This is a genomic window from Nostocoides sp. F2B08 (assembly GCF_009184895.1).
Classification (GTDB): domain Bacteria; phylum Actinomycetota; class Actinomycetes; order Actinomycetales; family Dermatophilaceae; genus F2B08.
The window spans coordinates 571,383-595,658 of sequence record NZ_WESE01000001.1 but is presented as its reverse complement, the minus strand read 5'-3'; the positions used below and the strand labels follow the sequence as shown (position 1 = coordinate 595,658).

Below are 24,276 nucleotides of genomic sequence, written 5' to 3'. Positions count from 1 at the left end.
GGGCGGATCCCATGCTCTGCGTGGTCCCGAGGCGCGGAGCGACCGTCGTTGCGCGAAAGGACGACCACTGATGGCCGGCGACTTCGGACTGCAGACCGCATCCGGGCACCTGGAGGTGCCGGCCGAGTCCAAGGAACCGTATGCGCCGGAGGTCGAGGCCACGTTCCGTGCCGACGCGGCGGAGATCATCGCGCGCTACCCGCAGAAGCGCTCGGCGCTCCTCCCGATGCTCCACCTCGTCCAGTCGATCGACGGGTACATCACCGGCCGCGGGATCGACCTGTGCGCCGAGCTGCTCGAGCTGAGCGCTGCCGAGGTGTCCGGGGTGGCGACGTTCTACACGCAGTACAAGCGGCACCCCAACGGCGAGTACACCGTGGGCGTCTGCACGAACACGTTGTGCGCCATCATGGGCGGCGACGAGATCTGGGAGGCGGTCTCCGAGCACCTCGGCATCGGACATGACGAGACGACCGAGGACGGCCGGATCACCCTCGAGCGGGTCGAGTGCAACGCCGCCTGCGACTATGCGCCGGTCGTGATGACCAACTGGGAGTTCTTCGACAACCAGACCCCGGAGTCGACGATCGCCCTCGTCGACGAGCTGCGGGCGGGCAACCCGGTCCGGCCGACGCGGGGCCCGAGCCAGGTCCGGACCTTCAAGGAGGTCTCGCGGGTGCTCGCCGGCTTCTCCGACGGCCTCGCCGACGAGGGTGTCGGGGCAGGTCCGCCCTCGCTGGTGGGACTGTCTCTGGCGAAGGAGAACGGCTGGGAGGCTCCGCGCGCCGAAGCCCTCCCGCCGACATCGTCCCGGGAGGCCGATACCCCCGCCGCCGCCGATGCGGCCCGCTCCGACGGGACCAGCGAGCAGGTGAAGGCCACGGTGACGCCCGACGCCGACACATCGAGCGACGGCGACGCCCCGGGGCGCACCGAGATCACGCCCGAGAGCCCCGAGGCCGCCGCCGGAACCCAGGCGGCACCCGAGGCCACCGATCCGAGCGACGAGGTGAGCGGGCCCGCCGCCAAGGACGAGGACGAGGTGACCGCACCCGATTCGGAGGCCAACCGGTCGCGCGACGAGGTCTACGACGTCGGCCTCACCGAGTCCGGCAACAGAGCGTCCGACAACAGAGCGTCCGACAACCGAGCCACCGACACCGAGGACGAGACATGACCACCCTCACTCCCATCCTCACGAAGTTCTGGGACCACCCGCAGTCCTGGACCCTGGACACCTACGAGGACAACGAGGGCTACCAGGCGCTGGACCGCGCCCTCTCACTCGACCCCGCCGAGCTCGTCCAGATGGCCAAGGACTCCGGCCTGCGCGGTCGCGGCGGCGCCGGCTTCCCGACGGGGATGAAGTGGGGCTTCCTGCCACCCCCGGACGGCGGCCCTCGCTACCTCGTCGTGAACGCCGACGAGTCCGAGCCGGGCACCTGCAAGGACACTCCGCTCATGATGGCGGCACCGCACATCCTCATCGAGGGTATCGCCATCACGTCCTACGCGATCGGGTGCAACCACGCCTTCATCTACATCCGGGGTGAGATCGTTCACGTCTACCGACGCCTGCTCCGTGCGGTCGAAGAGGCCTATGCCGCCGGTCATCTCGGCAAGGACATCCACGGCTCCGGCTTCGACCTGGACGTGACCGTGCACGCCGGAGCCGGCGCCTACATCTGCGGCGAGGAGACGGCGCTGCTCGACAGTCTCGAGGGCCGTCGCGGACAGCCGCGGAGCAAGCCGCCGTTCCCGGCGGTCGCCGGTCTGTACGCCCGCCCCACCGTCGTCAACAACGTCGAGTCGATCGCCTCCATCCCGCCGATCGTCCTGCACGGAGACGAGTGGTTCGCCGACATGGGAACGGAGAGCAGCAAGGGCTTCGGCATCTTCAGCCTGTCCGGCCACGTCGAGAAGCCCGGCCAGTACGAAGCCCCGCTCGGGATCACGATGCGCGAGCTGCTGGAGATGGCGGGCGGCATGCGCGGGGGCAAGCGGATCAAGTTCTGGACCCCGGGCGGCTCCTCGACCCCGCTCTTCACCGATGAGCACCTCGACATCCCCCTCGACTTCGACGCCGTCGCCAAGGCGGGCTCGATGCTCGGCACCCGTGCGCTGCAGGTCTTCGACGAGACCGTGTGCGTCGTCCGTGCAGTGGACCGCTGGACCGACTTCTACAAGCACGAGTCGTGCGGCAAATGCACTCCGTGTCGCGAGGGGACGTGGTGGCTGAAGCAGATCCTCGGCCGGCTCGAGCACGGACAGGGCGACGAGGAGGACCTCGAGAAGCTCCTCGACATCTGCGACAACATCCTCGGTCGCTCGTTCTGCGCCCTCGGTGACGGCGCCACGTCGCCGATCACGAGCAGCATCCAGTACTTCCGCGACGAGTACCTCAGACACCTCGAGCTCGGGCACTGCCCGTTCGACCCCACGGACGCCACGCTCTTCGCCTCGTCGAACGGTTCGTCGTCCCGCACACCCGCCCAGGAAGGTGCCTCCCTGTGACCACGGCTCCTGAGAGGTCCCCGGCGCAGACCGACCTCGTCACCCTGACGATCGACGGGGTCGAGGTGAGTGTCCCCAAGGGCACGCTCATCATCCGTGCCGCGGAGGAGATCGGGATCGAGATCCCCCGCTTCTGCGACCACCCGGGTCTGGACCCCGTCGGCGCGTGCCGGCAGTGCCTCGTCGAGGTGTGGATGCCGGGACCCCCCGGACCCGACGGCACTCCTGGCGAGGCGCGGCAGATGCAGGGTCCTCCGGGGCGGATGAAGCCTCAGGCGTCCTGCACGATGACCGTGGCGCCCGGCATGATCGTCAAGACCCAGCTGACCTCCGAGGCCATCGACAAGGCCCAGCAGGGCGTCATGGAGATGCTCCTGGTCAACCATCCGCTGGACTGCCCGGTGTGCGACAAGGGCGGCGAGTGCCCTCTGCAGAACCAGGCGATGAGCCACGGTCGGGCCACCTCCCGCTTCGAGGACGTCAAGCGGACCTACCCCAAGCCGATCAACATCAGCAGCCAGGTCCTTCTGGACCGTGAGCGCTGCGTACTCTGCGCCCGGTGCACCCGTTTCTCGGAGCAGGTGGCCGGTGACCCCTTCATCGCGCTGGTCGAGCGCGGTGCCCTGCAGCAGGTCGGCATCTACGAGGAGAAGCCCTTCGAGTCCTACTTCTCCGGCAACACCGTCCAGATCTGTCCTGTCGGCGCGCTCACCGGCGCTGCCTACCGCTTCCGGGCCCGCCCGTTCGACCTCGTCTCCACCTCCAGCGTCTGCGAGCACTGTGCGAGCGGGTGTGCCCAGCGGACCGACCACCGGCGCGGCCAGGTCATGCGCCGGCTGGCGCACTACGATCCGGCGGTCAACGAGGAGTGGAACTGCGACAAGGGTCGGTGGGCGTTCACCTACCCGCTCGTCGGTGACCGCCTCCAGTTCCCGATGGTCCGGGAGAACGGCGTTCTGCGGGTCGCCTCGTGGCCCGAGGCACTCGCCGCCGCGGCCGACGGCCTTGCGGCGGCCACGGCCGCCGGCATCGACGACACAGGGGTCGGCGTGCTCGTCGGCGGACGGGTGAGCATGGAGGACGCCTACGCATACAGCGCGCTGTCCCGTGCGCTCGGCGGTGCCGACATCGACTTCCGCGCCCGTCCCCACTCGGCCGAGGAGGCCGCCTTCCTCGCGCACGCGGTGCGCGGTGTCACCCCCGAGACCGGGGGAGTCACCTATGCCGACCTCGAGAGCGCGAGCAGCGTGCTTCTCGTGGGACTCGAGCCCGAGGACGAGTCACCCATCGTCTTCCTCCGCCTGCGCAAGGCGTTCCGCAAGAACAAGACCGGTGTGTATGCGGTGGCACCGTTGCCGAGCCGCGGCCTCGCCAAGGTGGGGGGCACGCTTCTCGCGTCGGCTCCGGGCACCGAGGCCCAGGTGCTGGACGGGATCGCCCGCGGCTCCTCGCGGGCGACCGAGTCGATGACCCGCGCGGGGGAGGCACTCCGCGAGGGCGGTGCCGTGATTCTCGTCGGTGAGCGACTCGCATCGGTGCCCGGCGCCCTGTCGGCCGCCGTTCGGCTGGCCGAGGCCACCGGGGCGAGGCTGGCCTGGGTCCCGCGTCGCGCCGGCGAGCGGGGTGCCCTCGAGGCCGGCGCGATCGCCGGCAGGAGCACGGCCGAGATGGTCCGCGACGCCGCCGTGGGGCGACTGGGGGCACTCGTCGTCGGGGGCGTCGACCCCTACGACATCGTGTCGGCGGGCGCGGGTCATGCGGACGGCGTGACCATCGACACCGAGGACGTGCTCGAGGCGATGCGACGGGCCTTCGTCGTCAGTCTGGAGGTCCGCGAGTCCGCTGTGACCGAGCTCGCCGATGTCGTGCTTCCCGTGGCCCCGCACGCCGAGAAGGCCGGCACCTTCCTCGACTGGGAGGGGCGCGCCCGGCCTTTCGAGGCGGCCCTCGACAGCGGGGCCATGAGTGACTATCGGGTCCTCGACATGCTCGCCACCGAGCTGGGCACGCCGATCGGCACGCGCACGCTCAGCGGCACCCGCGACCGCCTCGTCGCGGAGCCGGAGCCGACACGCCCGACCGCCCCGACCGTCGAGGCCGGTGAGCCCGCAGAGCCGGGCGCCGGACACGTGCTCCTCGCGACGTGGCACCACCTGCTGGACATGGGCCGGATGCAGGACGGGGAGCCGTTCCTCGCCGGCACCGCCCCTGCGACGGTCGCGAAGGTCTCGCCCGGCACGGCCGAGACGTTCGGACTCGTCGACGGGGACGCCGTCGAGGTCAGCACCGACTCCGGGAGCATCGTGCTGCCGGTGGTGGTGACCGAGGGCATGGTCGACCACGTCGTGTGGATGCCCACCAACTCGGCCGGGGCACCTGTGCGCTCGGCGCTCGGCGTCGACTCGGGTGCTGTCGTCGGCCTGCGCAAGGCCGATCTCGTCGCAACGGTCCTGACCACGGAGGATGGTGTCGCATGATCGCGCAGGTCGTCTCTTCGGGAGTGACCTCGCTGGCCCTGGACGGGGCCAGAGAGAACCCGCTCGCCGACTTCAGCGACACTCCGCTGTGGTTGACGGCGATCAAGGCGGTGGGGATCTTCGCCTACCTGCTCATCCAGGTGCTGTTGGTCATCTGGTTCGAGCGTCGCGTGATCGGCCGGATGCAGCAGCGGCCCGGCCCCAACCGCAACGGTCCCTTCGGGCTGCTCCAGTCGCTTGCGGACGGCGTGAAGTCCATGCTCAAGGAGGACGTCCGCCCCAAGGCATCCGACGCGATCGTGTTCACGGTGGCGCCGATCCTCTTCGCGTCGATGGCCTTCGTGGCGTTCTCGATCATCCCGCTGGGACCCGACGTGTCGATGTTCGGCTACCGGACGCCGCTCCAGCTGACCGACCTACCGGTGGCCGTCCTGCTCGTCCTCGCGGCGGCCGGTGTCGCCGCCTACGGGGTCATCATGGCGGGGTGGGCCTCCGGGTCGACCTACCCGATGCTCGGTGGGCTGCGGAGCAGCGCCCAGATCATCTCCTATGAGATCGCGATGGGTCTCTCTCTCGTCGCGGTCTTCCTGTACGCCGGCTCGATGTCGACCTCCCAGATCGTGGCCGCCCAGGCCGAGCAGGGATGGTTCATCATCGCCGCGGCCTTCTCGTTCGTCGTCTACGTCATCACCATGGTCGGCGAGACCAACCGGCTGCCGTTCGACCTCGCCGAGGGTGAGGGCGAGATCGTCGGCGGGTACTTCACGGAGTACTCCGGAATGCGTTTCGCGATGTTCTTCCTCGCCGAGTACATCAACATGTTCACGGTCTCCGCCATCGCGACGACGCTCTTCCTCGGCGGATGGCAGGCACCTCCCGGCATCGCGGCGATCAACGACGGGATGTTCAACGAGGGCTGGTGGGGTCTGCTCTGGTTCACGCTGAAGATGTGGCTGTTCATGTTCCTGTTCGTCTGGCTGCGCGGCACCCTGCCGCGAACCCGGTACGACCAGTTCATGAAGTTCGGCTGGAAGTTCCTCATCCCGGCCTCGCTGGTCTGGATCGTGCTCGTCGCGCTCGTCCGCGGCGCCGACGCCGGCTTCTTCGGGGACAGCACCTTCGGGATCCTCGGCCGGGACTTCCCCGTCCCCGTTCTCTTCATCCTCGGGGCGGCCCTACTGCTCATGATCATCGGCTTCACGCTGTGGGACCGGGCCGCCGAGCGCCGCCGGGCCGAGCGGCGCGAGGAGTCCGTGATCGACGTCGATCCCTTCGCGGGCGGCTATCCCGTCCCACCGTTGCCGGGGCAGCGTCTCGTCGAGCCGGGTTCGGCCCGGGTCGGCCGAACCCAGACCGACATCCACACCGACGCGTCCGGATCCGGCGCCGCCACGGCGGTCGTCGTCTCGGACAAGGAGGACTGAGCCATGTCCGACAGCAGGGAGCTCGAGCCGCAGGGCGGCCACTCCGGCGAGAGGGAGAGTGAGCCCGGGCTGCTCGCCTCGGTGGCCGGCTTCGGCGTGACCTTCTCGACGATGTTCAAGAAGGTCTACACCGAGGAGTACCCCGAGGAGAAGCGACCCACCCAGCCGCGGTTCCACGGCCGGCACCAGCTCAACCGTCATCCGGACGGCCTCGAGAAGTGCGTCGGGTGTGAGCTGTGCGCCTGGGCCTGCCCGGCGGACGCGATCTTCGTCCAGGGCGCGGACAACGACGACACCCCGATCGAGCTGGGCGGCACGGGACGGTTCTCGCCCGGCGAGCGCTACGGCCGCGTGTACCAGATCAACTACCTGCGCTGCATCTTCTGCGGATTGTGCATCGAGGCCTGCCCGACCCGGGCGCTGACCATGACGAACTTCTACGAGCTCGTCGACGACAACCGTACGGACCTGATCTACACCAAGGACCAGCTGCTCGCCCCGCTGCAGGAGGGCATGCTGCCGCCGCCGTTCCCGATGGTGGACGGCTTGGAGGAGCGCGACTACTACCAGGGCAAGGTGTCCAGCGCGACGGACGAGCAGCGGGCCTACGTCGAGGACTATGCGGCCCGCGCCGAGTCCTCGGACACGTCGGGTTCGGATGCGTCGGCTTCGGCGCAGTCGACGGTGGACGAGGAGGTCGCCCGGTGACCACGCCACTGGAGATCGGTGCCGGAGAGACGGCCCTCTTCTGGATCCTCGCGCCGATCAGCGTGATCGCCGCGCTCGGCCTGCTCTTCGCCCGCAAGTCGGTCCACGCGGCCCTGAGCATGATCGTCGTGATGCTCATCGCGGGCGTCTTCTACATCGCCAACGAGGCGCCCTTCGTCGGGATCATCCAGATCGTCGTGTACTCCGGCGCCGTCATGATGCTCTTCCTGTTCGTGGTCATGCTCGTCGGACGCGACGCCTCGGACAGCCTGATCGAGACCATCCGCGGCCAGCGTCTGGCCACGGTTCTCGTGACCCTCGGGCTGGTCGCCCTCCTGACGGTGGTCGTCGGGCAGGTGACGTGGGGTGGTGCGGTCGGCCTGGCCGCCACGAACACCGAGACCGGCAACGTGACCGGCCTGGCATACCTGATCTTCGGGCGCTACGTGTGGATCTTCGAGGTCAGCGCGTTGCTGCTCATCACGGCGGCGGTCGCCTCCATGGTGCTCGCCCACCGCACCCGGCTGGCACCACCTCCGAACCAGCGGGCCTGGGCCGCGCGCCGGTTCCGCGAGGGCAAGCACCTTGCCGGCCTGCCGGCCCCCGGCGTGTACGCCCGCCACAACGCCGTCGACACCCCGGCGTTGCTCCCGGACGGCAGCATCTCCGAGCTGTCCGTGTCGCGTGTCCTCGCGGCCCGGTCCCAGGTAGCCTCACCCGAGCGGTTCGCCGACGCGCAGGACGAGATCGAGCGCGAGATCGAGGAGGGGAGTGAGCGATGAGCCTGGTCAACTACATCTACCTGTCGGCGATCCTGTTCTCCATCGGCGGCGCGGTCGTGTTGCTCCGCCGCAACGCGATCATCGTGTTCATGGGAGTCGAGCTCATGCTCAACGCCGCGAACCTCGCCTTCATCACCTTCGCGAGGATGCACGGTCAGCTCGACGGACAGGTGATCGCGCTCTTCGTCATGGTCGTCGCGTCCGCCGAGGTGGTCGTGGGTCTGGCGATCATTATGGCGATCTTCCGTTCGCGTCGCTCGGCCTCCATCGACAACGCCAACCTGCTCAAGGCCTGAGAAGGAGTTCCAGGTGACATTCCTCGTGACCGCGGCCGCCGCGGAACCCGGCGCCGCGCCGGCCTACGCCTGGCTGCTCATCGGGCTGCCGTTGCTGGGTGCGGCGATCCTCCTGTTGGGGGGCCGCAAGACCGACTCGTTCGGTCCGCTGCTGGCGACCGGCCTGTCGTGGGCGAGCTTCGTCCTCGCGCTGCCGCTGCTGTTCGCCATGCTGGGCCGGGCGCCGGAGGACCGGGCCGTCGAGCACGTTCTCTACTCCTGGATACGGGCCGGGTCGTTCCAGCTGGACGCGGGCATCCTCATCGACCCCCTCTCGATGTCGTTTGTCCTGCTCATCACCTTCGTGGGCTCGCTGATCCACGTCTACTCGCTGGGCTACATGAAGGACGACCCCGGTCACGTGCGCCACGAGGGCCACACGCTCAGCGCGTGGGAGGAGAGTCGCCAGCCGTCCGAGCGTCGCAGGTTCTTCGCCTACCTCAACCTGTTCATCGCCGCGATGCTGCTGCTGGTGCTCGCCAACTCCTACCCCCTGCTGTTCGTCGGCTGGGAGGGTGTCGGCCTGGCCTCGTACCTGCTCATCGGCTTCTGGAACCACAACCCCGCCTATGCCACCGCCGCCAACAAGGCCTTCATCGTCAACCGCGTCGGTGACATGGGAGTCATCGCGGCGATCATGGCGATGTTCGCCGCGTTCGGAGCGACCGACTTCGCCGGAGTCGGTGCCGCTGCCGCCGAGGCGGACACGGGAGTGCTCGTGCTCATCGGTTTGCTCCTCCTCCTCGGCGCCACCGGAAAGTCGGCGCAGTTCCCGCTGCAGAGCTGGCTCGGGGACGCCATGGCCGGCCCGACACCGGTGTCCGCGCTGATCCACGCCGCGACCATGGTGACCGCCGGTGTCTACCTCATCGTCCGCAGCGCGCCCATCTTCAACAATGCGCCGACCGCCCAGACGGCGGTCGCGGTCATCGGTGCGGTCACACTCCTCTACGGAGCCGTCGTCGGTATGGCGAAGGACGACATCAAGAAGGCGCTGGCCGCCTCGACGATGTCGCAGATCGGCTACATGATGCTGGCCGCCGGACTCGGCCCGGCCGGGTATGCGTACGCGATCTTCCACCTGCTGACCCACGGCTTCTTCAAGGCCGGCATGTTCCTCGGGGCGGGCTCCGTCATGCACGGCATGAAGGACGAGGTGAACATGCGGCGCTTCGGTGGGCTGTCCACCTTCATGAAGATCACGTGGATCACCTTCGGACTGGGCTGGCTGGCCATCCTCGGGGTTCCGCCCTTCTCGGGCTTCTGGTCCAAGGACGCCATCATCGAGACCGCCTTCATCGGCGAGGGCATCCGGCCCTGGCTGCTCGGGGGCGCGGCTCTGGTCGGTGCCGGGATCACCGCCTTCTACATGTCGCGACTGTTCTTCATGACGTTCCACGGCAAGCGCCGGTGGAGCGAGCGTGACTACCATCCCCACGAGTCGCCCCCGACGATGACGGTCCCGATGATGGTTCTCGCCGCCGGCTCGGCCCTGCTGGGATTGATCCTGGCCTGGCCCTTCGCCGAGACCAAGCCGATCGTCGCCTGGTTGGAGCCCGTCGTCGGCTACGGCGGCTCGGAGGCCGAGCCGGTCCTGGCCATCCCGGTCATCATCGCGCTGACGCTGATCTTCGTGGCCATCGGTGCGTTCGTCGCCTACCGGATGTACATCCAGGAGGACGTGCCGACGACGGCGCCGGTCGGCTCCTGGGGCACCCAGGCCGCGCGTGCGGATCTCTACCAGGAGGAAGTCAACCGCACGCTCTTCGAGCAGCCCGGCGTGGCACTCGTCCACGGTCTGGAGCACACCGACCGCTCGGGCGTCGACGGCACGGTCGGCGGACTCGCGACCTGGATCGGGGACCTGTCGTCCCGATTGCGTCGGATCCAGAACGGGTTCGCCCGGTCCTATGCCCTGACGATGCTCACGGGCGTCGTCCTCTTCCTCGGTGCCGTGTGGGTGATGCAGTGATGTCCAACGTCCCCTGGCTGACCATCCTCGGACTGATCCCGCTCGTGGGAGCCGTGGTCGTCGCCTTCCTCCCGAGCGCCGAGACCGCGAAGCGCGCGGCCCTGGGGGTCTCGATCGTGACCCTGCTCGTCGGGATCGCGGCTGCGAGCCAGTTCGAGATCGGCTCGTCGGAGCAGTTCCAGCTCACCGAGCAGTACGCCTGGATCCCGCAGTTCGGGGTGTCCTACGCCCTCGGCGTCGACGGCATCGCCCTCGCGCTGATCCTGCTGGCCCTCGTACTGACCCCGGTCTGCCTCCTCGCCGCCTGGAACGACCTCGACGGTGAGGCGCTGCGCCACGAGAACGGCTCCGGTCGGCGGGTGCAGACGTACTACGCCCTCATGCTCGTCCTGCTGACGTTCATGATCGGTGTCTTCGCGGCGACCGACGTCTTCCTGTTCTACGTCTTCTTCGAGGCGATGCTCATCCCGGTGTACTTCCTCATCGGGTCCTTCGGCGGGGCGCGGCGACGCTACGCAGCGGTCAAGTTCCTGCTGTTCTCGCTGCTCGGCGGCCTGATCATGCTGGTCGCCGTGATCGCGTTGTACTTCGTCGGTCCCGGTGGCCCGGACGGCTTCCTCGTCAGCAACCTCACCGGCGTGGACATCGACACGAACACGGCACGGTGGCTCTTCGTCGGGTTCTTCATCGCCTTCGCGATCAAGGCGCCGATGTGGCCCGTCCACACCTGGCTGCCGGATGCGGCATCGGCAGCGCGGCCCGCCACGGCGGTCCTGCTCGTCGGCGTCCTCGACAAGGTCGGCACCTACGGCATGATCCGGTTCTGCCTCCAGCTCTTCCCGGAGGCGAGCCAGTGGGCCACGCCGGTCGTGCTCACCCTCGCCGTGGTGTCCATCCTGTACGGCGCGCTCCTCGCGATCGCCCAGAGCGACATGATGCGACTGATCGCGTTCACCTCGATCAGCCACTTCGGGTTCATCATCCTCGGCATCTTCGCGATGACGACCGTCGGCGGTGCCGGTGCCTCGCTCTACATGGTCAACCACGGCTTCTCGACGGCCGCCCTGTTCCTCGTGGCGGCGATGTTCATCTACCGCAACCACGGCCGTCAGCACATCGAGGACTTCGGCGGTTGGCAGCGGGTCACGCCGGCCCTCGCCGGGGTCTTCCTCGTCGCGGGTCTGTCGGCCCTCTCCCTTCCGGGCCTGGCGACGTTCGTCTCCGAGTTCCTCGTGTTCGTGGGCACCTACCAGCGCTACCCGGTAGCCGCCCTGATCGCGCTGCCCGGTGTCGTGCTCGCCGCGGTCTATGTGCTGTGGATGTACAAGCGCTCGATGACCGGACCGCGTCCCGACCTCGGACGGCTCGTCCCGGACATCTCCCTGCGCGAGAAGCTCGTGGTGGCTCCGCTCATCGCTGCCTTCCTCGTCCTCGGGTTCTACCCCAAGCTCGCGCTCGACATCATCAACCCGGCGGTCGAGCGGACCCTCGTCTACGTCGGCGTCGAGGATCCCGCGCCCACCCAAGCCACTCCGGGAAGTGAAAGGTGATGCCCACCGTGTTCGAGGCTCCGGAGATCAACTGGGCGGCCATCGCGCCGATGCTCGTCGTCATGGCGGGCGGCCTGATCGGCATCGTCGTCGAGGCCTTCGTGCCGCGGCGTCGTCGGCACAGCGTGCAGGTCGCCCTCTCGGTCGTCGCGCTCGTCCTCGCCTTCGTCGCCCTGGTCACGCTGACGGTGGACAACCGGGTCAAGACGCTCGGCGGTTCAGTGGTCATGGACGGGATGTCGGTCTTCCTCCAGGGTTCCCTGATCGTCTTCGGCCTGCTCGGGGTGCTCACCATGGCCGAGAAGTTCGGCGGGGACCGTCCGGACGCGTTCACGCCCATGGGCGCGGCCATTCCCGGGTCCGCGTACGAAGCGGCTGCCGACCGTGCGGGCCTGGCGACCTCCGAGGTCTTCCCCCTGGCGCTCTTCTCGCTGTCCGGCATGATGATGTTCGTCGCCGCCGGCGACCTCATCACGATGTTCGTGGCGCTCGAGGTCCTCTCGCTCCCGCTCTACGTCCTGGTCGGTCTGGCCCGGCGCCGCCGTCTCCTCTCGCAGGAGGCGTCGCTGAAGTACTTCCTCCTCGGCGCGTTCGCGAGCGCCTTCTTCCTCTTCGGCTCGGCGCTGCTGTACGGCTACGCCGCGACGACCGACCTCGACGGGATCGCCGCGGCCATCACCGAGACCCGTCCCGGCCTGGAGCCGCTGCTCGTCCCGGCGATCCTGCTGGTCCTCGTCGGACTGCTCTTCAAGGTCGGTGCCGTGCCGTTCCACTCGTGGACGCCCGACGCATACCAGGGCGCTCCGACACCGGTCACCGGCTTCATGGCCGCGGCCACCAAGCTGGCCGCGTTCGGCGCCATCCTCCGATTCGTCTATGTCGGTGTCGAGGGCACGAGGTGGAGCTGGGAGGTGGGCCTGGCCGTCATCGCCGCCCTGACGATGGTCGTCGGTGCCGTTCTGTCGGTGACCCAGACCGACATCAAGCGGTTGCTCGCCTACTCGTCCATCGCGCACGCCGGCTTCATCCTCGTCGGTGTCCTCGCGTTCTCGACGCTGGGCCTTCGGGGCGTCATGTTCTACCTGCTCGCCTACGGGCTGATGACCATCGCCGCCTTCGCGATCGTCTCGATGGTGCGGCAGGGCGGCACGGAGGCCACCCAGCTGTCCCAGTGGGCCGGTCTCGGCCAGCGCCACCCGATCCTCGCGGCGACCTTCGGCTTCCTCCTGCTGGCCTTCGCGGGCATTCCGTTGACGTCCGGCTTCACCGCCAAGTTCGCCGCGTTCGCGCCTGCGATCGAGAGCGGGACCCTCGGTGTCGTGCTCGTCGTCATCGGTGTGCTCGCCTCCGCCGTCACCGCGTTCGTCTACGTCCGGATCATCGTGCTCATGTACTTCTCCGACGCGACGAGCGAGGACGTCGTCGCCGCCGAGGCATCGCCGTTGACCACGGCTGCGGTCGCCGTCGGCGCCGTCGCCACCGTCGTGCTCGGCATCGTCCCGGGGCCCGTGCTCGAGCTCGCGGCCCAGGCCTCCGAGCTGATCCGCTAGCCGATGAACTTCGACAGTCCGGACACACGCGACTCCCTGCCCGACGGGGGGACGGGTGCGCCGGACTCGCATGGCCGGGCGACCCCGGCGGTCATGGACATCCCTGGTATCTCACCCGACCTCCAGCGCCGACTGGCCGATGGAATGGCCCGCGTGGACGCCACCCTTCGGGACGCGGTCCGGCACGAGGACGAGTTCATCCGCGAGGCCAGCTCCCACCTGCTCAACGCCGGGGGCAAGCGGGTCAGGCCGCTCCTCACCCTTCTCGCGGCAGAGGTGGGGGAGGGGATCAACGACGACGTGGTCACCGCTGCGGCGGCGGTGGAGCTGACCCACCTCGCCTCGCTCTATCACGACGACGTCATGGACGATGCGGACGTGCGGCGTGGCTCTCCCAGCGCCAACGCGAAGTACGACAACAGCACCGCGATCCTCGTCGGTGACCTGCTGTTCGGCAAGGCCTCCGAGCTCGTGGCCGATCTCGGTGCCGAGGCCGTCCGCATCCAGGCCCGCACGTTCGTCCGGCTGTGCGCCGGTCAGATCCGGGACGACCGACCTCACCCCGGTGACGCCGATCCGGTCGAGTACTACCTCCAGATCCTCGCGGACAAGACCGGCTCGCTCATCGCGACGGCTGCGCGCTACGGTGCCATGTTCAGCGGCTGCGACGAGCGCACCGTCGGTCTGCTGCGGGAGTACGGCGAACGCGTCGGCGTGACCTTCCAGCTCGCCGACGATCTCATCGACGTCGCCAGCGATGCGGACGCAATGGGCAAGCTGCCGGGCACCGATCTCCGGGAGGGCAAGCGGACCCTTCCTGTCCTGTACGCCCTCGCCTCGAATGACCCTGCCGATGCCCGCCTCCAGCAGCTGCTCCGGTCCGACCTCGCCCTCGACGACGCGGCACATGCCGAAGCGCTCGGGCTGCTCCGCGACCATCCTGCGATGCGGGCGGCCGAGGAGCGCACCGAGGCGGTGGCCCGATCCGCTCGCGAGGCGCTCGAGCCTCTGCCCGATGGCGAGGTCAAGCAGGCCCTCTCCGCCTTCGCCGCACTCATCGTGTCCCGCGTCGGCTGAGCGGCCGATGGCGCAGGGTCATCGGAAGGGCGCGGTGCGCACGGATCGCTGGGACCGGGCCACAGCGGACCTGGTCCCTCCGTTCGCGGTCGTCGACCTCGAGGCCTTCGACGCCAACGCCGCCGACCTCGTCCGCCGGGCCGGTGGGCACCCGATCCGGGTGGCGAGCAAAAGTGTCCGCTGCCGGCATCTGCAGTCCCGCGCCCTCGCCACCCCGGGGTTCGCCGGGGTGATGGGGTATGCGGTGCGAGAGGCGATCTGGCTGGTCCGGGAGGGATTCGCGGACGTCTTCGTCGCATACCCCTCCGTCGACCTGCCTGCGCTCGCCGAGGTGACCCGCGACGCCGAGCTGTCCAGGGAGATCACCGTCGCGATCGACTCGCTCGAGCACGTCGAGCTGTATGCGAGGGTCGCCACCTCCGCGGCGCACCCCTTGCGCGTCGCGATCGACGTCGACGCCTCGCTACGGGTGGGGCGGGTCCACCTCGGGGTGCGGCGCTCGCCGGTCCGCACCGCCGCGCAGGCGGCCACCGTGGCGCGCGCGGCCGCGCGGGCGGGTTTGCTCGTCGATGGACTGATGTTCTACGACGCGCAGATCGCCGGTGTCCCGGACGATAATGCGGCCGTCCGCGTGATGAAGCGCCGCTCCCACGCGCAGCTGCTCGAGCGGCGCAGCGAGATCTGCGCTGCGATCGGTGCCGAGACGCCACTGCGCTTCGTCAACGGCGGCGGCACCGGCAGCCTGCACGTGACCCGCCAGGACCCGGCGGTGACCGAGCTTGCGGCGGGTTCGGGTCTGTACGGCCCGGCCCTCTTCGACGGCTACGACGACTTCGCGCCACGCCCCGCCATGGCGTTCGCGCTTCCGGTCGTGCGGCGACCCGCGCCCGGTATCGTCACGCTGTTCTCCGGTGGCTACATCGCCTCGGGGCCGGTCGGACGCTCTCGGATGCCGAGCGTCCTCGCGCCGCACGGACTGTCCTACGTCGGCACCGAGGGCGCCGGCGAGGTGCAGACGCCCCTCACCGGACCCGCGGCGGACACCCTGCGCGTCGGCGACCGGGTGTGGCTGCGGCACGCCAAGGCCGGGGAGGCCTGTGAACGCTTCACCGAGCTGCACCTCGTCTGCGGCGATGAGATCGTCGAGACGGTGCCGACCTATCGCGGCGAGGGAAAGAACTTCGGCTGAGGGCTTCTCCATTCCTTCCCACGGAAGAAAACCCCTCCCTCGGGATGGAACGAATCCTTCCTCGACCCAGGGTTCCCTTCCCGAAGCGGGGTCCGTGCCACGGTCGCAGCACCCTCAGGCGGTGGCGGGCGGCAGACCCCGCAGCCGGCGACGACGCCCGAGCATGTCGACGGTGAGCACCGCCAGCGCGATCCACACGATGCCGAATCCGATCCACCGGGCCCTCGACATCTCCTCACCGAGCAGGGTCACCGCGACGATGAGCTGGAGCACGGGGGTGATGAACTGGACCAGCCCGATCGTCGTCAACGGGACCCGCCGAGCAGCAGCAGCGAAGAGGAGCAGGGGGATCGCCGTGACGACACCGGCGGAGGCGAGCAGGATCGTGTGTCCGGTTCCCTCGGTCAGGAAGGTCGATGTGCCGTTCCACGTCGTCCACGCGATCAGTGCGGCGGCCACCGGCGCGAGGATCGCCGTCTCGAGCGCCAGGCCGCGCATGGCGGTGAGCGAGACGCCGACGCGCTTCTTGACCAGGCTGTACAGACCGAAGGAGAACGCCAGGATCAGCGCGATGACGGGTGCGGTTCCGGCCTGGATGCCGAGGTAGACGGCGGCGACTGCACCGATCCCGACAGCGACCCACTGAGGGGGGCGAAGGGTCTCGCGCAACACGACGACACCGAGCGCCACGGTGACGAGCGGGTTGAGGAAGTAGCCCAGGGCCGCCTCGGTGGTCTGACCGCTGATCACCGCATACACGTAGAAGCCCCAGTTCGTGGCGATGAGCAGAGCCGCCGCGACCATGCCGAGCATGAGTCGCCGGTTTCGGAGCACCCCACCGAGCCACGCCAGGTCGCGCCGGATGACGAGGATGCCGGCACAGAACACGAGCGACCAGATGATCCGGTGCGCGAGGATCTCCCAGGCGCTCGCGGGCTGCATCGCCGCGAAGTACAACGGGAAGAGACCCCAGATCCCGTATGCGGCGAAGACGTACCCGGTGCCGCGGCGGGTCTCGTCGGAGCCGGTGATCACCCGCCGACACTACTCGACCCCGCAGCGGCGATCGGACCAGGTCAGCGACCGCGTCGGAGCGCCATCGCGCTCCGTCCGGTCGGTCAGGAGACCGTCCAGGTGTCCTGACCGCGCAGCAGCGAGTCGAGCGCTGCGTCGTCGGCCGGTCGCCCGGCACCCTGGACGGCGGTCGCGACCTGCTCACGCACGAGGTCGTCGTACGTGGGCCTGGTGACGTTGCGGAAGACGCCCATGGGGACATGGGCCATCGTGCCGTCGTCGAGCCTCGAGAGCGCGAAGGCCGCCGTCGGGTCGGGGTCGCCCGCGTGGTGGACGACCACCGGTCGCCCGGCGGCCTCGGCCTCGGGAACGAACGTCACCGAGCCGTTCGGCTCGCGCACGAGGACGCGTCGGTCGGGGTCGGTGCCGGCGCTCACCGGCTCACCGTCGACGAGCTTGACGAGGCGGGCCGCCTGGCTGTCACGGTCCTTGATGAGCTGGAAGGCGCCGTCGTTGAAGATCGGGCAGTTCTGGTAGATCTCGACCAGTGCTGCGCCACGGTGCTCGGCGGCCTGCCTGAGGACACCCGTCAGGTGCGCACGGTCGCTGTCCATCGTCCGGGCGACGAAGGTCGCCTCCGCACCGAGGGCCAGCGAGACGGGATTGAACGGGGTGTCGAGCGAGCCCATCGGGGTGGACTTGGTCACGGTCCCCGGCTCGGACGTCGGCGAGTACTGCCCCTTGGTGAGCCCGTAGATCTTGTTGTTGAACAGCAGGATCGTGATGTTGACGTTGCGGCGCAGCGCGTGGATGAGGTGGTTGCCACCGATCGACAGGGCGTCGCCGTCACCGGTGACGACCCAGACCGACAGGTCCGGCCGCGACGTCGCCAGGCCGGTCGCGATCGAGGGGGCGCGACCGTGGATCGAGTGCATGCCGTACGTGTCGAGGTAGTACGGGAAGCGTGAGGAGCAGCCGATGCCGGAGACGAAGACGATGTTCTCGCGGCGTAGTCCGAGGTCGGGCAGGAAGCCCTGCACGGCCGCCAGGACGGCATAGTCGCCGCAGCCCGGGCACCAGCGCACCTCCTGGTCGGAGGTGAACTCCTTCTTCGTCTGCGGAGCCCGACCCTCGGCGAGGGTGGGGATGTCCGCGAGACCCGAGCGAGGCATACCGAGATCGATGGGGGTGCTCATCGTCGACCTCCTGCGGTCGCGGGGGCGACCGGCCGGCCCGCGTCGACCGCCGCGGTGATGGCCGCCACCAGCTCGCCGGTCGTGAACGGCATGCCGCGCACCTGCGAGACCGACTGGACGTCGACGAGGTATGCGGCGCGCAGCAGGAGGGCCAGCTGCCCGGTGTTCATCTCCGGGACGAGAACCTTCGGGTATGCGCGGAGCACCTCTCCCAGGTTGCCGGGGAACGGGTTGAGGTGACGCAGATGGCCGCGGGCCACCCGCATACCGAGACTGCGGGCCTCGCGGGCGGCGGCCGCGATCGGGCCATAGGTCGAGCCCCAGCCGAGAACGAGGACCTCGGCGTCGCCGGTCGGGTCGTCGACCTCGAGGTCGGGCACGACCGCTCCGGCGATCTTCTCGGCACGCAGCCGGACCATGAGGTCGTGGTTGTCCGGGTCGTAGGAGATGTTGCCCGTGATGTTGGCCTTCTCGATGCCGCCGATGCGGTGCTCCAGACCCGGGGTGCCCGGGACGGCCCAGGGCCGGGCGAGGGTCTCGCCGTCACGCAGGTAGGGGTGGAACGCGGGCGTCCCGTCGTCGGACTCACCGTTCGGCTGGGTGGCGAACTCCACCTTGACGGTGGGCAGCTCGGCGACTGAGGGGACGCGCCAGGGCTCGGAGCCGTTCGCCAGATAGCCGTCGGAGAGCACGAGCACGGGGGTGCGGTAGGCGGTCGCGATGCGGACCGCCTCGAGCGCGATGTCGAAGCAGTCGGCGGGGGACTGCGGCGCGAGGATGGGCACCGGCGACTCGCCGTTGCGACCGAACATCGCCTGCAGCAGGTCGGACTGCTCGGTCTTCGTCGGCAGACCCGTCGACGGGCCGCCGCGCTGGACGTCGACGATGACGAGCGGCAGCTCGAGCGAGACCGCCAGGCCGATGGTCTCGGACTTCAGGGCGACCCCCGGCCCGCTCGTCGTCGTCAGGCCGAGCGCGCCGCCGAACGCCGCGCCGAGCGCCATGCCGATGCCGGCGATCTCGTCCTCGGCCTGGAGGGTGGTCACGCCATGGCGCTTGAGCCCGGAGAGGACGTGCAGGATGTCGCTCGCAGGGGTGATCGGGTACGACCCGAGGACCAGCGGCAGGCCGCTGCGGTGCGAGGCGGCGACGAATCCGTATGCGAGGGCGGTGTTCCCGGTGATGTTGCGGTAGGTGCCGGGCGGCATCGCGGCGGGTGCGATCTCGTAGCGGACCGCGAAGTCCTCCGTCGTCTCGCCGTAGTGCAGACCGGCGTAGAGGGCGGCGAGGTTGGCGGCCAGGATCTCGGGCTTGTCGGCGAACTTCGTCTTCAGGAACGCCTCGGTGCCCGCGGTCGGGCGGCTGAACATCCACGACAGGAGCCCGAGGGCGAACATGTTCTTCGCCCGCTCCTTCTCCTTGCGGGTCAGGCCGTCGAACTCGGCGAGCGCCTCGACCGTGATGGAGGTGAGGGCGACCGGGCGGACCTGCCAGGACTGCAGCGAGCCGTCCTCGAGCGGGTTCGTCGCGTAGCCGACCTTGGCGAGGTTGCGCCGGTTGAACTCGTCGGTGTTGACGATGATCGTCGCGCCGCGTGGGACGTCGGCGAGGTTGGCCCGCAGGGCGGCGGGGTTCATTGCCACGAGGACGTCGGGCGCGTCGCCGGGCGTGAGGACGTCGTGGTCGGCGAAGTGGAGCTGGAAGCTCGAGACACCGGGGAGGGTCCCCTGGGGTGCGCGGATCTCGGCCGGGAAGTTCGGCAGTGTCGACAGGTCGTTCCCGAGGGCCGCAGTGTCGGAGGTGAACCGGTCACCGGTGAGCTGCATGCCGTCCCCGGAGTCTCCGGCGAAGCGGATCACGACCTTGTCGAGCCGTGCTGAGGTAGTCATGATGCATCCATGCTACGACCGGTGCGGGTATGCGGTCGGCACGTCCACCGTTCGGAGGACCTCGGGCGCGTCGGCGCACGCGAGACGGATCGTCGCAGGTGAGGGCCGAACGTCAGCCCGCGGCCCCGCTGCCCACCCGGTAACGCACCTGAAGCGGGTCGTCGACGCGCAGGGCGCTGCCGTGCCACCCGCCGGTGAGCGACCCGTCCGATGCGTACGCGAGGATGCGGTACGACCCGAAGTCCGAGGGCAGCTCTGTCACGAAGCCGACACCGTCGGTGAGCTGGACATCGGGCAACGCAGGCACGTCGCCGATAGGGCTGAAGGCGATCCGGCCCTTGCCTGGCGCGACGATGACGAGATCGCCGGACGGCTGTGCGGTGAACGCGAAGGGGCGGGCGGGGTCGAACACCGGCAGTGGACGCAGTGGCTCGACCATCCACAGTGTCGAGTCGCCGTTCCCCAGGTCGGCGATGAGGTAGCTGGCCCGCAGGATCCCGCCCGTCGGCAGCTCCGCGACGTAGCTGACGATGCGGCCTCCGGCGGTCGGGACGACCGCGTCGAGGAGGAGACGGCTCGTGACCGCGTCAGTGGTCACACCGACCGTGGCTGCGGCCACCTCGCGGAACTGGGAGGGGCCCTGCTGGACGACCCATGAGTCGTCGCAGGTGTCGCAGGTCAGGGTTCCGGGCTCGGGGAACCTCCCCGCGATGAGATGAACCGCCCCGTCTCCGACCGGTGTCCGCACCCGCAGGGCACCGACGGGGTCGGCGGTGACCATCCGCGCGACGCCCCGCTCGACGGGTATCTGCCGCCAGTTCCGATAGACGGATCCGTCGGTCGCAACGGACGGCAAGGAGATCTGGGCGTACCGCTCGTGCTCCGGCATCAATGCGATCACCAGGTGACCGGCGCTCAGGGGAACCGCCACGGTGATGTCCTGGCTCGCAGCCGAGAGACCGGCGAACCGCTCCAGGTCCTCGATGTCCGCTCCGCGCGCCCCGCGATACACCACCGTCGCACCATCCGCGGAGATCGCGATGATCACCCGCCCTGCTTCACCGTCCTCGGCGTAGAGGAGTTGGTGGTCGGCTCCGAGGGCCTGTTCGAACTGCGAGGTGAACGTTGAATCGGTCGCCAGAGCGCCCCTCGCGGGCCAGGCAGAGGCCGGATCCGCGACGCGGGTGATCTCGCGGTTGCGCTCGCTCGCGGGCGTGGTCGGCCGGGGCTCGTCGAACCCGGCACCCGTGGCGAGACCGACGACTCCGGCGAGGGCGAGCGAGGCGATCGCAGTTCCCGCGATCACGGCACGTCGCCGGTGTCGGCGGACCGCCACGCTCGTCATCACCCGCGCGTAGCCGTCGGGGGCGGCCGACAGGCTCTCGGCGCCGGCTCGCAGGGCCTGGCGGACGTCGTCCTCGAGGTGGGTGCTCATGACGGCCTCCCCGCGTCTCGGCTCAGGCCGACCGCAGCGCCGGAGGAGGGCACAGAGACCTGATCGGTAGCCGTCCGTCCGCCGACGACCTCCTGGTCCGACATGGCCGCTCTCAGCCGCTGCAGGCCACGCGAGGTCTGGCTCTTCACGGAGCCGACCGACATGCCGAGCACATCTGCGGTGGCGGCCTCGGTGAGGTCGTCGAAGAACCGCAGCACGACAACGGCGCGCATCCGCGGCGGGAGCTCGCGCAGGGCCCTGACGACGACGTCCCGGTCCTCGACCGCACCGTAGGGGTCGCGAGAACCCGGGACGTCGCGGCGCACCGCACGAGGCTCCGGCGTGGTATCCACCTCACCGGACCATGCGCTCGACAGCACCTCCTGGACCTTCTTGCGGCGAAGGTTCGAGATGGCCTGGTTGACCATGGCCTTGCGCACGTACGCAACCGGCGCGCCCTCGCGCACTCGCCGGTTCCAGTGTCCGTAGACACGCGCCAGGGTCTGCTGGACCAGGTCCTCGGCCTCACCGTGGTCGCCCCCCACGAGCAGGTATGCGGAGCGGACCAGACCCAGCCAGTGGGCCTCGACGAACTGACGGAAGTCCTCCTCGCGTTCCGATGCTCGTGCCATGGCCGATCCTGACGTCCGCCGCGGTGGCGTATGAGTCCACCGTCTTTCACCTTCCTGAACGCAGGACGCGTCGAGAAGGTTGACTCCCTCCATGATGCACCGCCGTGCGTGGTGGTCGGACCCAAAGCGGCTGGGGCATGATTCCCCGGGTGCGCACGCTGCTCCCCGACCTCACGCCGCTGCGCACCAACCCCGCGTACCGGCGCCTGTGGGTCGGGTTCGCCCTGGCCGGTGTCGGATCCCAGATGGCGACGGTCGCCATCGGCCTGCAGGTCTTCGAGCTGACCGGCTCCTCCGCGGCCGTCGGCCTCGTCGGCCTCTTCGCACTGGTGCCGTTGGTCACCCTCGGCCTCTACGGAGGTGCGCTGGCCGACCAGGTGGACCGCCGCATACTCGCCCTCGTCGCTCAGCTGGTCGCCTGGCTCAGTGCCGTCCTGCTGGCCCTGCAGGCGTTCCTCGGGAACACCGAGGTGTGGGTGCTGTATGCGCTGGTCGCCCTCTTCAACGGGGCGTTCGCCGTGATGTCGCCGGCGCGCTCGAGCATCTATCCGCGGATCCTCCCGCGGGAGCAGCTGCCCGCGGCCAACGCCCTCGGCGTGCTCGCGATGAACACCTCGCTCACCGCGGGGCCGCTGCTCGCGGGCGTGCTCATCGGGCGGTGGGGCTTCGAGGCGGCGTACGCCTTCGACGCGCTCATCACGACGGCCGCCCTGTGGGGTCTGCTCAGGCTCGGTCCGATCCGTCCCGAGCCCGGGGAGGGTCCGCGCCTGAAGGGGCTGAGGTCGGTGGTGGAGGGCTTCGGCTTCCTGCGCCGCAGCCCGAACGTCCGGATGACGTTCGTCAGCGACATCTACGCGATGGTGCTCGCCCAGCCGCGGGTGCTGCTCCCGGCCGCCGGGACGGTCATCCTCGGCGGCGGAGCGACGACTGTCGGCAACCTGTATGCGGCGGCCGCGGTCGGTGGGATCGTCGCCATGGCGCTCTCGGGTCGGCTGGGAGCGGTGCGGCGGCAGGGACTCGCGATCCTCGTCTCGATCGTGGGGTGGGGCGCCGGGATCGCCGGCCTGGGCGTGGCGCTGCTGCTGGCCGGTGGGCCACTGAACCAGCAGCAGGCGTTCTGGGCGGCCATGGCGGGGATGTTCGTCGCGGGGGCGGCGGACTCGGTGTCCGCGGTGTACCGGACGACGATCCTGCAGACCGCGGCACCGGATCACATGCGCGGGCGGCTCCAGGGCGTGTTCATCGTCGTCGTCGCGGGTGGGCCACGGGTCGGCGACATCATCGGTGGTGTCGTCGCCGATGTGATCGGCGAGGGCTGGACGGCGTTCGCGGGCGGGTTGGCGTGTATCGCCGCCATGGGAGTGCTGGCCGTGCGGGCGAAGGGCTTCGTCGCCTACGACGCGCGGCATCCGACGCCGTAGGACACGGTCGGGCGGGGCGTCCGGCGGGGGCGTTTCGGGCGGGGCATGTGGCGGCAAGCTCTGTCAGAGCCGGGTGGTTGAGTCTCGTCCTGGTGCCGTCCTCCCTCGCCGAGCCCAGCGCCGACGAGCTGCGCAGCATCGCCGAACAGGTCATGGGCATCGCGCTGGAGCACGTGCTGATGGCGGGCTCGGCCGGCACCAGCGTCGGCCGAGCGAGCCCGACGCGAAGCACGGGCGCCATCACGATCGAGGAGATCGACGATCTCGCCAGACAGGTGCGCCGCGGCGAGTTCGAGACGATCGACGAGGCCGTCGAGGCGCGGGACGAGGAACCGCGCCTCGCGCGTGCCGAGAACTGTGACGACCCGGCCGGGCACCGGTCGCGCCGGGTCGACTTCCGATTCGTGCGGATCGACGACGACGGTGGTCACGACCTCGTCTTCGACCCTGAGGTCCAGCCCGCCTGCTCCTCGGTCGACCGCGCTGCGGTCGCATCCGCTGAGCCTCCGCCGTTCTGATGCTCGACGGCACCGAAACGTGGAACGGCGCAGGCCCCGACCTCACATCAGCGGCAATCCCGTCGGGAAGCCGTCGATGCTCATCCGGTTGTTGGCCTGCTGGTAGTCACGGACACCGTCGGGCCCGCGGCGCTCGAGGCCGACCGTCATGGTGTCCCGCTCCTCGACGAGTTCCATCAACGGCACGCCGAAGCCACACGAGGTCTGAACCAGTTCGACGGATACGTCGAAGATGTTCCGCTGACCCGGCAGGTCGGGGAACAGCCGGGCGAGCTCGCCCCACTCGTCGTCGGTCTCGTGCCAGGCCTTCGCCGCCCCATAGACGCGCACGATCAGCGGCTTGGTGTCGAACGAGCAGAACATCAACGTCATCCGCCCGGAGTCGAGGACATGGGCGGCGGTCTCGTTGCCGCTCCCGGTGAGGTTGAGCCAGACGATCCGGTCGGGCGCCAGGATGCGGAGGGTGTCCAGTCCCTTGGGTGAGACGTTGACCCGCCCGTCGCGGGCGGCGGTGCCGACGAAGAAGACGTGCTGAGCCTCGATGAACCGCTGCAGGCGATCGGTGAGCTGCGGGTACTGCTGGGCCATGGCCG

19 protein-coding genes and 1 pseudogene are annotated in these 24,276 nt (G+C 69.5%); 14 read left to right on the top strand and 6 right to left on the bottom strand.

The features are described 5' to 3' along the window. Positions 1 to 70: 70 nt before the first annotated feature. The 12 genes and pseudogenes from nuoE to GA707_RS02670 all read left to right on the top strand — a co-directional run. A pseudogene (gene nuoE / locus GA707_RS02725) lies at positions 71 to 913 on the top strand (NADH-quinone oxidoreductase subunit NuoE); the annotation flags it as partial. 260 nt (positions 914 to 1,173) lie between these two features. Beyond that, positions 1,174 to 2,514 carry an NADH-quinone oxidoreductase subunit NuoF gene (gene nuoF, locus GA707_RS02720; RefSeq protein ID WP_152176844.1) on the top strand — a complete coding sequence of 447 codons (1,341 nt, stop codon included), beginning with the start codon at positions 1,174 to 1,176 and terminating at the stop codon, positions 2,512 to 2,514. Continuing rightward, on the top strand, positions 2,511 to 4,991 hold the full coding sequence (locus tag GA707_RS02715) for an NADH-quinone oxidoreductase subunit G (protein WP_152176843.1): 2,481 nt from the start codon (positions 2,511 to 2,513) through the stop codon (positions 4,989 to 4,991). Before nuoF ends, GA707_RS02715 begins: the two co-directional genes overlap by 4 nt. Beyond that, entirely contained in the window at positions 4,988 to 6,415 is a 1,428-nt protein-coding gene (gene nuoH, locus GA707_RS02710) for an NADH-quinone oxidoreductase subunit NuoH (protein ID WP_152176842.1), read from the top strand. The genes GA707_RS02715 and nuoH overlap by 4 nt, the downstream gene beginning before the upstream one ends. Before the next feature lie 3 nt (positions 6,416 to 6,418). Further along, positions 6,419 to 7,123, top strand: a complete 705-nt coding sequence (gene nuoI, locus GA707_RS02705) for an NADH-quinone oxidoreductase subunit NuoI (protein WP_152176841.1) — start codon at positions 6,419 to 6,421, stop codon at positions 7,121 to 7,123. After that, a complete protein-coding gene (locus GA707_RS02700) occupies positions 7,120 to 7,905 on the top strand; it encodes an NADH-quinone oxidoreductase subunit J (protein ID WP_226963482.1) in 786 nt (261 codons plus the stop codon). The genes nuoI and GA707_RS02700 overlap by 4 nt, the downstream gene beginning before the upstream one ends. After that, on the top strand, positions 7,902 to 8,201 hold the full coding sequence (gene nuoK / locus GA707_RS02695; RefSeq protein ID WP_152176840.1) for an NADH-quinone oxidoreductase subunit NuoK: 300 nt from the start codon (positions 7,902 to 7,904) through the stop codon (positions 8,199 to 8,201). The genes GA707_RS02700 and nuoK overlap by 4 nt, the downstream gene beginning before the upstream one ends. Before the next feature lie 13 nt (positions 8,202 to 8,214). Beyond that, positions 8,215 to 10,212: an NADH-quinone oxidoreductase subunit L gene (gene nuoL / locus GA707_RS02690; RefSeq protein ID WP_152176839.1), complete on the top strand. Its 1,998-nt coding sequence runs from the start codon at positions 8,215 to 8,217 to the stop codon at positions 10,210 to 10,212. Beyond that, positions 10,212 to 11,762 (top strand): NADH-quinone oxidoreductase subunit M, encoded by a 1,551-nt coding sequence (locus GA707_RS02685; protein ID WP_152176838.1) that lies wholly within the window; start codon positions 10,212 to 10,214, stop codon positions 11,760 to 11,762. Before nuoL ends, GA707_RS02685 begins: the two co-directional genes overlap by 1 nt. Next, entirely contained in the window at positions 11,762 to 13,312 is a 1,551-nt protein-coding gene (nuoN, locus tag GA707_RS02680) for an NADH-quinone oxidoreductase subunit NuoN (protein ID WP_152176837.1), read from the top strand. Before GA707_RS02685 ends, nuoN begins: the two co-directional genes overlap by 1 nt. Positions 13,313 to 13,405: 93 nt before the next feature. Next, the gene (locus GA707_RS02675) at positions 13,406 to 14,389 is read left to right on the top strand and encodes a polyprenyl synthetase family protein (protein ID WP_152177059.1); all 984 of its coding nucleotides are present in this window, start codon (positions 13,406 to 13,408) and stop codon (positions 14,387 to 14,389) included. Positions 14,390 to 14,423: 34 nt separating this feature from the next. Beyond that, complete coding sequence (locus GA707_RS02670; protein ID WP_226963481.1) at positions 14,424 to 15,578, top strand: amino acid deaminase/aldolase; 1,155 nt, start codon at positions 14,424 to 14,426, stop codon at positions 15,576 to 15,578. Positions 15,579 to 15,692: 114 nt separating this feature from the next. Here GA707_RS02670 and rarD read toward each other — a convergent pair whose 3' ends face one another. The 5 genes from rarD to GA707_RS02645 form a co-directional block, all read right to left on the bottom strand. Then, positions 15,693 to 16,613, bottom strand: a complete 921-nt coding sequence (rarD, locus tag GA707_RS02665; RefSeq protein WP_152176835.1) for an EamA family transporter RarD — start codon at positions 16,611 to 16,613, stop codon at positions 15,693 to 15,695. 83 nt (positions 16,614 to 16,696) lie between these two features. Next, complete coding sequence (locus GA707_RS02660; RefSeq protein ID WP_152176834.1) at positions 16,697 to 17,788, bottom strand: 2-oxoacid:ferredoxin oxidoreductase subunit beta; 1,092 nt, start codon at positions 17,786 to 17,788, stop codon at positions 16,697 to 16,699. After that, on the bottom strand, positions 17,785 to 19,677 hold the full coding sequence (locus GA707_RS02655; RefSeq protein ID WP_152176833.1) for a 2-oxoacid:acceptor oxidoreductase subunit alpha: 1,893 nt from the start codon (positions 19,675 to 19,677) through the stop codon (positions 17,785 to 17,787). Before GA707_RS02655 ends, GA707_RS02660 begins: the two co-directional genes overlap by 4 nt. Positions 19,678 to 19,789: 112 nt before the next feature. Continuing rightward, positions 19,790 to 21,112: a hypothetical protein gene (locus GA707_RS02650; RefSeq protein ID WP_152176832.1), complete on the bottom strand. Its 1,323-nt coding sequence runs from the start codon at positions 21,110 to 21,112 to the stop codon at positions 19,790 to 19,792. Next, positions 21,109 to 21,744 carry a SigE family RNA polymerase sigma factor gene (locus tag GA707_RS02645; RefSeq protein WP_152176831.1) on the bottom strand — a complete coding sequence of 212 codons (636 nt, stop codon included), beginning with the start codon at positions 21,742 to 21,744 and terminating at the stop codon, positions 21,109 to 21,111. Before GA707_RS02645 ends, GA707_RS02650 begins: the two co-directional genes overlap by 4 nt. A gap of 149 nt (positions 21,745 to 21,893) precedes the next feature. Here GA707_RS02645 and GA707_RS02640 point away from each other — a divergent pair, with 149 nt between their 5' ends. Next, positions 21,894 to 23,165 carry an MFS transporter gene (locus GA707_RS02640; protein WP_152176830.1) on the top strand — a complete coding sequence of 424 codons (1,272 nt, stop codon included), beginning with the start codon at positions 21,894 to 21,896 and terminating at the stop codon, positions 23,163 to 23,165. Between the two features lie 92 nt (positions 23,166 to 23,257). Further along, positions 23,258 to 23,683: a hypothetical protein gene (locus GA707_RS02635; RefSeq protein ID WP_152176829.1), complete on the top strand. Its 426-nt coding sequence runs from the start codon at positions 23,258 to 23,260 to the stop codon at positions 23,681 to 23,683. Positions 23,684 to 23,725: 42 nt separating this feature from the next. Here GA707_RS02635 and GA707_RS02630 read toward each other — a convergent pair whose 3' ends face one another. Then, positions 23,726 to 24,271 carry a pyridoxamine 5'-phosphate oxidase family protein gene (locus GA707_RS02630; protein WP_152176828.1) on the bottom strand — a complete coding sequence of 182 codons (546 nt, stop codon included), beginning with the start codon at positions 24,269 to 24,271 and terminating at the stop codon, positions 23,726 to 23,728. Between the last annotated feature and the right edge of the window lie 5 nt (positions 24,272 to 24,276).